We start from the raw sequence: 14372 nt of genomic DNA, 5'->3' as shown, positions 1-14372 counted from the left end.
ACTCAGGAGATGTCGTTGATCAGGACGGCGGCGCCGTCGAACCGGCCCGCCTTCAGATCCTGCAACGCGCGCGGGGCCTCCGACAGCGGATAGGTGTGCGTCGTCGCACGCACGTGATGACGCACCGCGAGTTCGAGGAACTCGCGGCCGTCGCCGCGAGTGTTTGACGTGACACTGCGGATCTCCTTCTCGTAGAACAGTTCCCGCTCGTAGTTCAGTGGCGGGGTGTCCGAGAGATGGATACCCGCGATCGAGAGGATCCCGCCGCGGTCGAGTGCGCGCATCGCGACGGGGACGAGCGACCCGACGGGCGCGAACGTGATCGCCGAATCGAGCGGTTCCGGCGGTGAGTCGGTGACGCCCTGTACCGATGCCGCGCCCAGCTCGTGCGCCAGCCGCCGGGCCGCGTCGCCGCGCGTCATCACGTGCACGCGCGCCCCGCGGGCGATCGCGACCTGAGCACACAGGTGCGCGCTGCCGCCGAAGCCGTAGAGACCGAGCCGGCCGCCGTCCGGAACCGCTGCACGCACGAGGGCTCGGTAGCCGATGATCCCGGCGCACAGCAGCGGCGCGAGTTCGACGTCGGGGATGTCACCGCCGAGCGTGGCGGCGTCGAGGTGATACGCGTAGTCGGCGGGCACGGTCGTGTACTCGGCGTACCCGCCGTCGGCGTCCCACCCGGTGTATCGGGAGTCGGGGCAGAGATTCTCGTCGCCGCGCCGGCAGTACCGGCACACGCCGTCCGTGCTGCGCAGCCACGCGACCCCGGCACGATCGCCGTCACGCCAGCCCGTGACGGCGTTGCCGAGCCCGACGACGGTCCCGACGACCTGATGTCCGGGGACGACGTGCCGGCGGTGGACGGGCAGGTCTCCCTCCGTGACGTGCAGGTCGGTGCGGCACACTCCGCACACCCGCACGTGCAGCAGCAACTCACCCGGTCCCGGTTCGGGGACCGGACGCTCGGTCCAGCGCAACGGAATCGTCTCGATCGGGGCAGGATCGGTGACCTCCCACGCGTGCATGTATCGACGCTACGACACGCTCGCGGGCCCCGGACCCGGTTCGGGGCGGGAACGGATCACGGTGCGGGTCAGGCGGCGGGCTCCCCGGTGATCCGGATTCCGATCGTTCCCGTGCGCCCGCGACGCACCCGGCTGCCGAACAGCGTCAGCCGCCCGAGAATGCCGTACTTGCGCGCGACGAGCGTACGCACATGATCGGACCCGGCGTCGTCGAGCAGTTCGGCGTGGGCGGAGACGGAATCGCCCCGCACGTTCCCGCGGACGTCGCACTCGGCGACCGTGACGCGGGGCGTGTGACGGATGCGCCGCACCTTCCACGACTCGCGGGGCGTCCACACCACGGCGGCGTCGCCGTCCGGCGCGACCCACAGCGGGGTGTCGACGGGGGTGCCGTCCTTCCGGAACGTCGTGAGCAGCACGTACTGGGCGGCGGCGAGATCGCGCACGGAAGGAGCCATGCGGTCAGGATAGGGCGTACCTCACACCGTGCGCGCCCGCGCCGCGGCGAGCAGCACGTCGTCCTCGACCCCGGGCCACCGGCCCACGAGCGCTCCGGTCTCGCTCGTCTCCGGCACGGGCCCCTCCGGTCGCCGGTACACCGCGAGCGTCACGGTCCCGGAGTCCACACGCGTGACGGTGCCGTCGTCGGCGACGGCGGACACGCTCCCCGGCGTGGCCGCTCCCCCGAGCCCGGCCCCCGATCGGTGGACGGTCGCGGACGGCGTGCGCGGCGTTCCCTTCGCCGGGTCGCCGTCGTCACCGACGCTCGTCTCCTCGGCCTGCGCCGCATCGCCGTTCACGACCGCCGTCAGCGCGGCGGCGTACACGGGGTCGCCGCACGCGTCGTACACCCACCGGTGCCCGAGGACCGAGTGTTCCGTCTCGCCGGCGAGGAAGCGTTCGGCTCCCACCAGTGGCGCCCCGCGATAGGTCAGCGGGACCTGCCACACGCCCCCGTCGCCGGACTGCACGAGGTGGGTCTCGATGCCCACCTCGCCGTCCGGATCGTCGAAGCGATACGCCGCGAGCATGCGGAGGCCGGCCACGTCACCGTCGAACCACGGCTGCGCCGGCAGCCATGCGGCCACCAGGTCCGCTTTCGACGGGTCCAGTTGCGCGTCGTAGATGATCGCCATGCCGCGAGCCTAGCCGCGCCCGGTCCACGCACCCGGCGACTCGACACGACTACCGTCGAAGGGGAGCCACTCCCCCCTCGATTCGCTGGAGGCCCTCATGAGCGCACCCATCACTCCTCCGCTCGTCACCGTCGACTGGCTGCGGGACCACCTCGACGACGCCGACCTCGTCGCCGTGGACGCGAGCAATCACCTCGTCGTCCCGGACGACGGCCCCTACACCCCCGAGTCGGGGCGCGACGCGTATCTCGCCGAGCACATTCCGGGTGCGGTGTTCGCCGACCCGCTCACCGCGTTCGCCGACTCCGACGCCCCGTTCCCGTGGACGGCGCCGTCGCACGAGCAGTTCGCGGCCGCCGCGGGCGAGATCGGGATCGGTGACGGCGCGCGCGTCGTGATCTACCAGGACACCCCCGGCCCGCAGATGTGGTCGACGCGATTCTGGTGGCAGCTGCGGCTCGAGGGGTTCGACGACGCCGTCGTCCTCGACGGCGGGCTTCCCGCATGGAAGGCAGAGGGCCTGCCGGTCACCGACGACGAGACCGTCCCGGTACCGCGGACCTTCAGCGGCGTCCACCGGCCCGAGCTCATCCGCACCACGCAGCAGGTGCTCGCCGAGCTCGACGATCCCGGCACCGTGCTCGTCAACGTCCTCGACCCCGCGACGTACCGGGGCGAGAGCACCAACTACGCACGGCCGGGACACATTCCGGGCTCGATCAACCTCCCCGTGAGCGAGATCGTCGACCCCGACACGGGTGGGCTGCGTTCCCCCGACCAGCTGCGGACGCTGTTCTCCGACGCAGGCCTGCTCGACCCGCAGCGCACCCCCGTCGCCCACGCGCTCGCCATCGCGGGCCGTGACGACGTCGCGGTGTACGACGGCTCGATGACGGCGTGGACCGCCGATCCCGATCTCCCGCTGGTCGAGGGCGCCGACCCGAGGTGACCGAACTCGAGTACCACCCGCCCCGCGGGGAGCTGTCACCCGAACAGCTGCAGCTCCTCGCGGAGGTCGCGGCCGACTCGGCCTCCGCCGCGATCACCCTGTCGCCCGGCGGCGTCCGGCTGACCGGTCTCGACGACGTCGACGCGGTGCGCGCCCGGCTGCGCGAGACCGGGCTCGAGGACGGGCCCCCGAGCCCGGACGACGAGCACGCACCGGCCGAGATCGGCTGGATCGCGCACGCCGAGTCCGACGGCGCCGTCGTCACGCTCGGTGCCGGCGTCGCCGACGGAATCCTTCCCACCCGAACGGCCGAATTCCTCGCGGCAGTCGGGCACCCGATCGTCGTCACGCGCCGCCGCACGATCCTCGTCCACGGGCTCGACGACTGGCGCGCCGAGCAGATCGTCCGCGTTCTCGCACCGCTCGGGCTGATCTTCGACGCCGACTCCCCCGCACTCGACCTGAACGACTGAGCCTCTCGTGTCGGTGCTGGTGCGAGGTCGCGTACCTGTGGTGTGCGCTTATTCGTGTTTTTCTAGAGTTCCGTCCGGGTCGGAGTCTTCTACGTCAGGTTCGCGGCGGAACGGTCGTCGAGCGCTCAGCGCGGCAGGCGCCGCCACACCGGGCCGGGCAGCAGCCGCATGCCGAAGAACACGACCCGCAGGATTCCCGGGACCCACACGGTCCTCGCTCCCCTGCGTAGCGCCGCGACGGTCGCGTCCGCCACCCGATCCGGCGTGCTCGACCACGGCGCCGGGTCCATCCCCTCGGTCATGTGCCCCACGACGAAGCCCGGTCGCACGACGAGGACGTGAACTCCCGTGCCGTGCAGGGCGTCCGACAGCCCCGTCGCGAATCCGTCGAGGCCGGCCTTCGCGGACCCGTACACGTAGTTCGCGCGTCGCACACGCCAGCCCGCGACGGACGAGAAGACCACGAGCGCTCCCCTCCCCCGCGCCCGCATGAGTTCCGCGAGGCGTGTGAGGACGGCGATCTGTGCGACGTAGTCGGTGTGAACGATCTGCACCGCGTGCTCCGCGTCGCGCTCGGCGCGGGCCTGATCGCCGAGGATCCCGAAGGCCGGCACCGCGAGGCCGATGTCGCCGTGACGTTCGACCACGCCGGCGATGATCGCAGCGTGCGTGTCGAGGGCGTCCGCGTCGAACTCGACGGTGTGCACGGCGGCAGCGCCCGCGTCGAGCAACGTCCGGCGTTGCGTCTCCAGGTCGCCGCTGCGCCGGGCCGCGAGCACGATGGTCCGTCCCGCGGCGACGCGGCGCGCAGTCTCGACACCGATCTCGCTGCGCCCACCGAGTACCAGCACCACGCCGTCGGGAATCTCTCGTCTGCTCATGCCCCCAGTCTTGCCCATGCCGCCTCTCTCGCGGCGGCCGCACCGGTCGGCGGTCGCGCCTCCCGATACCGTGAGCGGTATGCGCGACACGCCCGTTCCGGTCCTCTCCGACGCCGCCACCGAGTTCGTGACCGAACGGCACATCGCGACGCTGACCACCCTCCGCCGCGACGGCAACCCCGCACGTCGTCGCCGCCGGATTCACGTGGGACCCCGACACGGGCATCGCGCGGGTCATCACCACAGGAACGACGCAGAAGGCGCGCAACGTCGAGCGCACCGGGTATGCGGCGCTCTGCCAGGTGGACGGTCGGAGATGGCTGACGGTCGAGGGACCGGCGCGCATTCTCTCGGACGCCGAGTCGGTGCGCGACGCCGAACGCCGCTACGCGCGGCGGTATCGGGAGCCGCGGCCCAACCCGCAGCGCGTCGTCCTCGAGGTGACGGTCACGCGGTGGCTCGCGGCGCCGTCGCTGCGAGCCTGATCCGGGTGCGTCCGGACGGGGCTACTTCTGTCGCCCCTTGAAGCGGGGATTCTTCTTGTTGATCACGAAGATGCGGCCGCGTCGGCGCACGACCTGTGCGCCGGGCTGCGCTGCGAGCGATTTCAGGGATGCACGGACCTTCACGGGACCTCCGGTGTTCTCGGCACGACACAACAACACAGTAATGATAATCGTTGCCATTACTGGCGCGCGATGCGCCCCACCACGCGCGCCCGCACCGCCGGATCCCAGCGCGAACGCAGCCCAGCCCTTACGCTCGGACCGAATCCGCTTCGCCAGCGCGCGTGAGGCTTCGGCACACGAACAGGGGCGCGTATGGGACACGAGCAGGCACGATCCGCCGAGGGCACGCCGCAGGCGGACACCGACGCCGAAGGGCACGTGATCGAGGCCCAGGCCGACGATTTCGCGCACGCGCGCGAGTTGCCCGAGGACACCGAGTGGTTCAAGACGGCCGTCTTCTACGAGGTGCTCGTCCGCGCCTTCTACGACTCCACCGGCGACGGCGTCGGCGATCTGCGCGGCCTCACGAGCAAGCTCGACTATCTCGACTGGCTCGGCGTCGACTGCCTGTGGCTGCCGCCGTTCTACGACTCGCCGCTGCGTGACGGCGGCTACGACATTCGCGACTTCCGCAAGGTGCTCCCGGATTTCGGCACGGTCGACGACTTCGTCGAACTGTTCGACGAGGCGCACAAGCGCGGCATCCGCGTCATCACCGACCTCGTCATGAACCACACCTCCGACACCCACGCGTGGTTCCAGGCGTCGCGCTCGGACCCGGACGGCCCGTACGGCGACTTCTACGTGTGGGCCGACGACGACACCGGCTATCCCGACGCGCGGATCATCTTCGTCGACACCGAGACGTCGAACTGGACGTGGGATCCGGTGCGCGGCCAGTACTACTGGCACCGCTTCTTCTCCCACCAGCCGGACCTCAACTACGACAATCCCGAGGTGCAGGAGGCGATGCTCGCCGTCCTGCGGTTCTGGCTCGACCTCGGCATCGACGGCTTCCGGCTCGACGCCGTCCCGTACCTGTTCGAACGGGAGGGCACCAACTGCGAGAACCTCCCGCAGACCCACGCCTTCCTCAAGAAGTGCCGCGCCGTGATCGACGCCGAGTACACCGGCCGCGTCCTGCTGGCCGAGGCCAACCAGTGGCCGTCGGACGTCGTCGAGTACTTCGGCGAACCCGACGTCGGCGACGAATGTCACATGGCCTTCCACTTCCCGCTCATGCCGCGCATCTTCATGGCCGTGCGGCGGCAGAATCGGTTCCCGATCTCGGAGATCCTCGCGCAGACCCCGCCGATCCCGCAGTCGGCCCAGTGGGGCATCTTCCTGCGCAACCACGACGAGCTGACGCTCGAGATGGTGAGCGACGAAGAGCGCGACTACATGTACGCCGAGTACGCGCAGGATCCGCGGATGAAGGCGAACATCGGCATCCGCCGCCGGCTCGCGCCGCTGCTCGAGAACGACCGCAATCAGCTGGAGCTGTTCACGGCACTGCTGCTGAGCCTGCCGGGATCGCCGGTGCTGTACTACGGCGACGAGATCGGGATGGGCGACAACATCTGGCTCGGCGACCGCGATTCGGTGCGCACGCCGATGCAGTGGACCCCCGACCGCAACGCGGGCTTCTCGCGCGCGGACCCGGGCCGAATGTATCTGCCGGTCATCATGGATCCGACCTACGGCTACCAGTCGGTCAACGTCGAAGCGCAGATGAACTCCACCAACACGCTGCTGCACTGGACGCGGCGCATGATCGAAGTGCGCAAGCAGCATCCGGCCTTCGGCAAGGCGTCGTTCACGGAGATCGGCTCGCTCAACCCCGCCGTGCTGTCGTATCTGCGCGAGATGCCGCTCGGCCCCGACGGCGAGTACAGCGACGTCATCCTGTGCGTCAACAACCTCTCGCGGTACCCGCAGGCGGTCCAGCTCGACCTCACCGCGTTCGCGGGCCGGATCCCCGTCGAGCTGACCGGTTCGGTGCCGTTCCCCACGATCTGCGACGGCGAGTACCAGATCACCCTGCCCGGCCACGGGTTCTACTGGTTCTCGCTGCAACCCGACCCGGCGACGAGCGACGCCGCGCCGCACCGGCACGTCAGCAGCGAGGCCGAGGAGGCCGTCCGATGAGCGGCGGCGATCGCGATCTCACCGAGCTCCTCGCATCCTGGCTGCCGCGGCAACGGTGGTTCGCGGCGAAGGGAGCGACCGTCACCGGGCTGCGGATCGTGCTGAGCGACACCGTCGTCGACCGTTCCGATCTGCGTGTCGATCATCTCGTCGCCGAGGTCGCGTTCGACGAGATCCCGCCGCAGCTCTACCAGATCCCGATCGCGTTTCGCGCCGTCGTTCCCCGCGGCCTCGAGCCGTGGTGTCTCGACGACGTTCCGGGCGACGACGATCCGGATGATGCGGGCGAGCGGCGCCCCCGGCCGTACGACGCGATGCGCGATCCCGAAGCGATCGAGGCGTTCGTGCGCGCCGCGCGCCCGGGCGGCCCGGTCGTCGTGCACTCCGCCGACGGCGACGTCGACGTCCACATCGAGGGCTCGCCGCGCGTGCTCGGCGCCGAACAGTCGAACACCTCCGTCGTGCTCGGAGAATCGCTGCTGCTCAAGCTCTTCCGGTGACTCACACCGGGCGTGAACCCCGACGTCGAACTGCAGCTCGCGCTCGCCGCCGCGGGCTCGGAGCACATCGCGCCGGTGCGCGGCTGGGTCGACACAGCGCTGGACGACGTCGTCACGACGCTCGCGATGGTGCAGGACTACGCCGCGAACTCGGCGGACGGCTGGGCCACCGCGCTCGGCAGCGTCCGCGATCTCATGATGGAGGCCGATCTCTACGCGGGCGAGGTGGGAACGGACTTCGCGGGCGAGGCGCAGCGCATGGGCGCCGCGGTCGCCGACGTCCACGAGAGTCTCGCCCGCACCCTCGGCACCGGTACCGTCCCGGTACGTGCGGTCGCCGCGGGGATGACGGCACGGCTCGACGCCGCCGTCGCCGAGGCCCCGGAACTCGAGGCGCTCGCTCCCCGGATCCGCGCCGTCTTCGACGATCTCGCGGACGGCGACGACCTCGAGGTGCAGCGCATCCACGGCGATCTGCACCTCGGTCAGGTGTTGCGGACGCCGGAGCGATGGTTGCTCATCGACTTCGAGGGCGAGCCCGCGAAATCGCTCGCCGAACGCCGCACCCCGGACAGCGTGCTCCGCGACGTCGCCGGCATGGCCCGCTCGTTCGACTACGCGGCCCACTTCCCGCTCGGCGACACCGAATCCGACGCGCGCTCTGCGCAACGCGAGTTCCGCGCGCGCGAATGGGCAGACCGCAACGTCGACGCCTTCTGCCGCGGCTACGCCGAGCGCATCGGCGTCGATCCGCGCGCGACCGGGTCCACGCTCGAGGCGTACGTCCTCGACAAGGCCGTCTACGAGGTGCTGTACGAGAAGCGCAATCGGCCGGGCTGGATCGGCCTGCCGCTCGGCGCGATCGAACGCGTGCTCGCGGCCGGCTGAGCCCGTCCCATGACGTCAGGCCGTCACAGCACCGTCAGGCCGTGCGGGCGGGTGTTGAGCGGTTCGCAGCCGTCCTCGGTGACGACGACGATGTCCTCGATCCGCGCGCCCCACGCGCCGCGGAGGTAGATGCCGGGTTCGACGCTGAACGCCATGCCCGGCTCGAGCACGGTCCTGTTGCCCGCCACGATGTACGGCTCCTCGTGCACCGACAATCCGATGCCGTGACCGGTGCGGTGCACGAACGCCTCGCCGAGACCGGCCGCGGCGATCGGTTCGCGTGCCGCGGCGTCGATCGACTCCGCCGTCGCTCCGGGCCGGACGGCCGCGACCGCGGCGCGCTGCGCGTCCTCGAGGACGGCGTACTGCTCCGCGATCCGCGCGTCCGGTTCGCCCATCGAGTACGTGCGGGTGGAGTCGGAGTTGTAGCCGGGTTCGACGGGCCCGCCGATGTCGATCACGACGATGTCGCCGGTCTCGATCACCCGATCGGACACCTCGTGGTGCGGGTCGGCGCCGTTCGGCCCGGATCCGACGATGACGAACTCGGCGCCCGTGTGTCCCTCTTCGACGATCGCGGCCGAGATCGCGTCGGCGACCTCGGCCTCGGTCCGCCCGGCGACGAGCAGCTCCGGCATCCGCGCGTGGACGCGATCGATCGCGGCCCCGGCGCGACGCAGCGCGTCGATCTCGGCGTCGTCCTTGATCATCCGCAGCTCGCGGATCACCGCCGTCGCGAGGACGGGAACCGAGCGCAGCCGCTCCGCGAGCGGGACCAGGTGCAGTGCGGGCATCGCGTCGGTGACCGCGACCCGCGCACCGGCGGGCAGCATGTCGGTGACCAGCGTGTGCGGGTCGACGCCGTCGACCCATTCGTGCACGGGCAGACCGAGATCGGCGATCGCCGATCCCTTCAGGCTCGCGAGTTCGAGCGTCGGCACGACGACGGACGCGGGCTTGCCGTCGGTGGGGACGACGAGGCACGTGAGCCGCTCGAACGACTCCGCGCGGGACCCCACGAGATACCGCAGGTCCGGCCCCGGCGTGACGAGCAGCGCGTCGAGACCGGCATCGCGCCCGATCGCGGCGGCCCGCTCGAGCCTGCGGCGGTAGACGTCGGTCGCGAACAACGGCGCAGCAGCGGAAATCATGACGCCCAGGCTAATCCTCCGTTTGGCAGGATGAGCGCATGAGTGCGCATCCCGACGGCAGACCGCTCGTACTACTCGACGGCGCGAGCCTGTGGTTCCGGGCCTTCCACGCGATGCCGGATTCGCTCCGCTCCCCCGGCGGCGAGCCGATCGGTGCCGTGCGCGGCTTCCTCGACATGGTGACCTCGCTCGTGACGCGCCTCGAACCGCATCGCCTCGTCGTGTGTCTCGACGTCGCGTGGCGGCCACGTTTCCGCGTCGCGGCAGTGCCGTCGTACAAGGAGCACCGCGTCCTCGCCGGCACCGACGGGCTCGTCGAGGAGGTTCCGCCCACCCTGCCGCCGCAGGTCGAACACATCATGGCGGCGCTCGCCGCCGCCGGAATCGCGACGGCGGGCGCACCCGACTGCGAAGCCGACGACGTCCTCGGCACGCTCGCGGCGCACGAGGACCGCGACACGACCGTCGTCGTCAGCGGTGACCGGGATCTGCTGCAGGTCGTGACCGATCGGCCGCTGCCCGTCCGGGTGCTCTACGTCGGTCGCGGACTCGCGAAGGCCGAGCTGATGGGTCCGACCGAGGTGGCGGCGAAGTACGGGATTCCCGCCGAGCGTGCGGGCGAGACGTACGCCGAACTCGCGCTGCTGCGCGGCGACCCGTCGGACGGCCTGCCCGGCGTCACCGGCGTCGGGGACAAGACCGCGGCGGGGCTGCTGTCGACGTACGGCAGCCTCGACACGCTGCGCGCCGCGGTCGCAGACCCGGAGTCGCCGCTGGCGAAGGGGCAGCGCGCCAAGCTGACCGCCGCCGCCGACTATCTCGACGCAGCACTGCCCGTGGTCCGAGTCCGGCGCGACGCACCGGTCTCGATGTCGGGGCCCGACACGCTGCCGGCCGCCCCCGCCGAGCCGGACGCGCTCACGGCGCTCGCGGCCGAACTGGGGATCGAGTCGACCGTCACGAGACTCGTGAAGGCACTCGCCGCGTACGGCGAGTGACTCCGCCGGTCGTCACTGCGGGCGGCCGACCTCGTATGTTCCCTCGTCGTCGGTGAACGTCACGGTGACCGTGCGGGGTTCGCCGTCGACGGTGAGCTCGCACGTGAAGCTCGCGCCCTCTTCGACGCGCTGGCCTGCCGGGCAGCTGACGTCGGAGACGTCGAGCGCGCCGTACGCCTGCGTCACGATCTGCGCGACGCCTTCCTGTGCCGCCGCCTGATCGAGCGTGCGGCCGACACCGCCGAGCACCATGACGACGACGGCGGCCACACCCGCGAGAAGCACGACGACACCGACGATCGCGGCGATCACGATGCCGCGGCTCGTCTTCTTCGGGGGCGCGGCCCACTCCGGTGAGTTCGGATCGGTCGGCGCACCGAGCTGCCCCGGCTGCTGCTGCCCCCACGGACCGGGCGGCGGGCCGCCCCACTGCGGCGCCTGAGTGCCGTACTCCGGACCGCCCCAGCCCGGCGGAGTCCCGTACGGCTGCTGCGGATACTGCTGCTGGGGGTACGGCTGACCCTGATACTGCTGGCCGCCCTGATACTGCTGGCCCTGATACTGCTGCTGGGGGTATCCGGCACCGGGGTACTGCTGCTGATACGGCTGCCCACCGTAGGGCTGCTGACCGTACTGCGGGTACTGCGGCGGATACTGCCCGGGCGGCGGGTATCCGGTGTGCTGCTGCTCGGGTGTCCCCGACTGCGGACCGGCGGAGGGATCGCTCGTGGGCTGTCCCCCGGACGGCGGCGTGTCGTCCTCACCCTCCTGCCGCGGCGACTCCGAGTTCTCCGGTTCGGACGGCGACGCACCGAACTGCCTGCTCCACTGGGCGTCGTGATCCTGCGGTCCGTTCGGGCCGGTCATCGTCTCTCCTTCGTTCTACGGGTCCGTGCCGCTCGTGGATCCCGCGGCACGCTCGGACGACCCGAGTCCCCCCTCGGTCCGCATCCAATCACACGTCGGCGCACCGTCGTCAGTTCTGGCGTCAGTTCTGGTCGAGGGCGACGACGCCGCGCCGGATCGCGGCGACGGCACGTCCCGCTGCCTTGCCGACGGCGTCACCGCCGGACGTCGTCCTGATCTGCTCGAGCAGATCGATCACCTGACGGCACCATCGCACGAAGTCGCCTGCCGACAGCCCGCGCGGGCCGTCGTCGGCCGCCGTCAGCGCGTCGACGAGGGTGCCGCCGCTCGCCCACGCGTGGATCGCGCCGACGAAGCCGGGATCGGGTTCGCGCGTCGGATCGAGGCGGTGGCACAGCTCGTCCGAGCGCAGGTCGTGCCACACGCGCACGGTGTCGCGCAGTGCGGAGTGGACGGCCGCGGTCGTCGCGCGCGGCCCCGTCGCCGTCGCGGCGCGACTCGTAGACGACGGTCGAGACCACGGCAGCGAGTTCCGCGGGTTCGAGTCCCTGCCACGCGTCCTGCCGCAGACACTCGGCGACGAGCAGATCGCTCTCGGAGTAGATGCGGGCGAGTCGATCACCGCTCGGCGTGGTCTCCGGCGTCGACCCGTCCCCGGGCGTGATGTAGCCGCGTTCGCCGAGCAGCGCGACGATGCGATCGAAGGTGCGTGCCAGCGAGTTCGTCGTCGCCGCCACGCGGCGCCTGCCGTTGTCGGTCTCGCGGCGCAGTGCGATGTAGCGGTCGGCGATCCGGTCGAGCTCACGGCGGTCGGGCAGCGTGTGCGCCGGGTGGGCACGCAGCTGCTTGCGCAGCATCGTGACCTCGCCGTCGTCGGCGGCGCGCCGTCGGTTCTTGGCTCGCCGTCGCGATGGATGCACCCCCGACGATCGCAGCGCCGCGGCGATGTCGCGGCGGCCGCGTCCGGTCCGCGGGTCGGCGTGACGGGGAATCCGCATCGAGGCGAGCGCGTGCGCGGGTTCGGGGAAGTCGCCCACCGACACCCGGCCCGACCACTTCTCCGCGGTGACGACGACGGGGCGTGGATCGTCGTCGTCGCGGGCGGGCGTCACCACGACGGCGAGCCCCTTGTGGCGGCCGACGGGGATCGCGACGATGTCACCGCGCCGCAGGGTCGCGAGCGAGCGCGCGGCGACGTCGCGCCGCTCGTTCCTGCCCTCGCGTTCGAGTTCGCGTTCACGGCGGCCGAGCCGGTCGCGGATGTCGACGTATTCGAGGAAGTCGACGTCGGCGTGCTCGAGCTGGTCGTGCAACTGTGCGAGTGCGGCCTCGTTCCGTTCGATCGTCCTTGTCGCACCGACGACCGAACGGTCGGCCTGGAACTGCGCGAACGAGCTTTCGAGCAGCACTCGCGAGCGCGCCGCGCCCATGCGGGCGACGAGGTTGATCGACATGTTGTAGCCGGGACGGAACGAGCTGCGCAGCGGGAACGTGCGGGTGGACGCGAGCCCGGCGACCTCGGTGGGGTCGATGCCGGGTTGCCACAGCACGACGGCATGCCCCTCGACGTCGATACCGCGCCGCCCGGCGCGGCCGGTGAGCTGCGTGTACTCCCCCGGAGTGAGGTCGGCGTGCGTCTCGCCGTTGAACTTCACGAGCCGCTCGAGGACGACGGTGCGTGCCGGCATGTTGATCCCCAGCGCGAGCGTCTCGGTCGCGAAGACCGCGCGCACGAGGCCCGAGACGAACAGCTCCTCGACGGTCTCCCTGAACGCCGGCAGCATGCCGGCGTGATGGGCCGCGAACCCGCGTTCGAGCGCGCGGCGCCACTCCGAGTAGCCGAGTACGTCGAGATCCTCGCGCGGCAGCTCGGCGGTGTGCCGATCCACGATCTTCCGGATCCGGACGCGCTCCTCCTCGCTCGTGAGGGTCAGCGACGACCGGCTGCACTGGGCGAGGGCGGCGTCGCATCCGGCGCGGCTGAAGATGAACGTGATGGCGGGCAGCAGGCCCGCCTCGTCGGTCGGGCGACGACCTCGGGCCGGGGCGGCGGCCGATACCCACCGCGTCGCCCGAACGCGAGTTCGCGGTCGGTGCTCTCGCGCTGCTCGACGTAACGGACGAGGTCGGAGTCGATGACGAGTTCGCGCCGCCGCCCCTGACCGCTCGCCCGTGCGTCGAAGAGATCGAACAGGCGCCGGCCGACGAGGACGTGCTGCGTGAGCGGGATCGGCCGGTGCTCGTCGACGACGACGGTCGTGTCACCGCGCACCGTCTCCATCCACGCGCCGAACTCCTCCGCGTTGGAGACGGTCGCGGACAGGCTCACGAGGCGCACGTCGTCCGGCAGATGCAGGATGACCTCCTCCCACACCGCGCCGCGGAAGCGGTCCGCGAGGAAGTGCACCTCGTCCATCACGACGTGCGAGAGCCCGCGCAGCGCGTCGGACTCGGCGTAGAGCATGTTGCGGAGCACCTCGGTCGTCATGACGACGACGGGAGCGCCCGCGTTGACGCTCGTGTCCCCGGTGAGCAGCCCGACCTGTTCGGGGCCGTATCGCTCGGTGAGGTCGGCGTACTTCTGGTTGCTCAGCGCCTTGATGGGCGTGGTGTAGAAGCACTTGCGGCCGGACGCGAGTGCGAGATGCACCGCGAACTCGCCGACGACGGTCTTGCCGGCACCGGTCGGCGCACACACCAGGACGCCGTGCCGGTGTTCGAGGGCCTGGCACGCAGCGCGCTGGAACGAGTCGAGCTCGAACCCGAGGCCGCGCATGAAGTCGTCCAGTTCGGGTCCGGGCGACGAGACGGCGCTCGGGTCGGTGCTCACGGATCGCTCGCTGCTCA

The 14372-nt window shown here is 71.2% G+C and carries 11 protein-coding genes and 3 pseudogenes; 6 read left to right on the top strand and 8 right to left on the bottom strand.

All coding sequences use genetic code 11. From position 1 onward, the window contains the following. Positions 1-2: 2 nt before the first annotated feature. From RR1_RS02805 to RR1_RS02795, 3 genes are all read right to left on the bottom strand, one after another. Entirely contained in the window at positions 3-1025 is a 1023-nt protein-coding gene (locus RR1_RS02805) for a zinc-binding alcohol dehydrogenase family protein (protein ID WP_010836258.1), read from the bottom strand. A gap of 68 nt (positions 1026-1093) precedes the next feature. Beyond that, entirely contained in the window at positions 1094-1483 is a 390-nt protein-coding gene (locus RR1_RS02800; RefSeq protein ID WP_040772019.1) for a PPOX class F420-dependent oxidoreductase, read from the bottom strand. A 21-nt stretch (positions 1484-1504) separates the two neighbouring features. Further along, positions 1505-2161 carry a CG0192-related protein gene (locus RR1_RS02795; RefSeq protein ID WP_010836260.1) on the bottom strand — a complete coding sequence of 219 codons (657 nt, stop codon included), beginning with the start codon at positions 2159-2161 and terminating at the stop codon, positions 1505-1507. Positions 2162-2258: 97 nt separating this feature from the next. On the opposite strand from RR1_RS02795, the gene RR1_RS02790 reads away from it, so the two are divergent. Next, positions 2259-3110: a sulfurtransferase gene (locus RR1_RS02790; RefSeq protein WP_010836261.1), complete on the top strand. Its 852-nt coding sequence runs from the start codon at positions 2259-2261 to the stop codon at positions 3108-3110. Beyond that, on the top strand, positions 3107-3583 hold the full coding sequence (locus RR1_RS02785) for a putative precorrin-3B synthase (protein WP_010836262.1): 477 nt from the start codon (positions 3107-3109) through the stop codon (positions 3581-3583). Before RR1_RS02790 ends, RR1_RS02785 begins: the two co-directional genes overlap by 4 nt. Positions 3584-3708: 125 nt before the next feature. On the opposite strand, the gene dprE2 is transcribed toward RR1_RS02785, so the two are convergent. Beyond that, the gene (dprE2, locus tag RR1_RS02780; protein WP_010836263.1) at positions 3709-4464 is read right to left on the bottom strand and encodes a decaprenylphospho-beta-D-erythro-pentofuranosid-2-ulose 2-reductase; all 756 of its coding nucleotides are present in this window, start codon (positions 4462-4464) and stop codon (positions 3709-3711) included. A 79-nt stretch (positions 4465-4543) separates the two neighbouring features. Between dprE2 and RR1_RS02775 the strand changes: the two are divergent. Further along, positions 4544-4949, top strand: a pseudogene (locus RR1_RS02775) (TIGR03618 family F420-dependent PPOX class oxidoreductase). 21 nt (positions 4950-4970) lie between these two features. On the opposite strand, the gene ykgO reads toward RR1_RS02775, so the two are convergent. Continuing rightward, a complete protein-coding gene (gene ykgO, locus RR1_RS02770) occupies positions 4971-5093 on the bottom strand; it encodes a type B 50S ribosomal protein L36 (RefSeq protein ID WP_040772043.1) in 123 nt (40 codons plus the stop codon). 192 nt (positions 5094-5285) lie between these two features. Here ykgO and treS point away from each other — a divergent pair, with 192 nt between their 5' ends. Continuing rightward, positions 5286-7121, top strand: a complete 1836-nt coding sequence (treS, locus tag RR1_RS02765; protein ID WP_010836266.1) for a maltose alpha-D-glucosyltransferase — start codon at positions 5286-5288, stop codon at positions 7119-7121. After that, positions 7118-8509: pseudogene (locus RR1_RS02760) on the top strand (maltokinase N-terminal cap-like domain-containing protein). Before treS ends, RR1_RS02760 begins: the two are co-directional and overlap by 4 nt. A gap of 23 nt (positions 8510-8532) precedes the next feature. Here RR1_RS02760 and RR1_RS02755 read toward each other — a convergent pair. Further along, on the bottom strand, positions 8533-9660 hold the full coding sequence (locus RR1_RS02755) for a M24 family metallopeptidase (protein ID WP_010836269.1): 1128 nt from the start codon (positions 9658-9660) through the stop codon (positions 8533-8535). Positions 9661-9698: 38 nt separating this feature from the next. Here RR1_RS02755 and RR1_RS02750 point away from each other — a divergent pair, with 38 nt between their 5' ends. Next, a complete protein-coding gene (locus RR1_RS02750) occupies positions 9699-10658 on the top strand; it encodes a 5'-3' exonuclease (RefSeq protein ID WP_010836270.1) in 960 nt (319 codons plus the stop codon). Positions 10659-10670: 12 nt separating this feature from the next. On the opposite strand, the gene RR1_RS02745 is transcribed toward RR1_RS02750, so the two are convergent. Both RR1_RS02745 and RR1_RS02740 read right to left on the bottom strand, forming a co-directional pair. Continuing rightward, complete coding sequence (locus RR1_RS02745; RefSeq protein WP_010836271.1) at positions 10671-11525, bottom strand: DUF4333 domain-containing protein; 855 nt, start codon at positions 11523-11525, stop codon at positions 10671-10673. 121 nt (positions 11526-11646) lie between these two features. Continuing rightward, positions 11647-14301, bottom strand: a pseudogene (locus RR1_RS02740) (DEAD/DEAH box helicase). Positions 14302-14372: the final 71 nt, after the last annotated feature.

Source organism: Rhodococcus rhodnii NBRC 100604 (assembly GCF_001894925.1).
GTDB lineage: Bacteria > Actinomycetota > Actinomycetes > Mycobacteriales > Mycobacteriaceae > Rhodococcus_F > Rhodococcus_F rhodnii.
The sequence above is the reverse complement of the archived record's forward strand: the minus strand, read 5'-3'. Positions and strand labels throughout refer to the sequence as shown.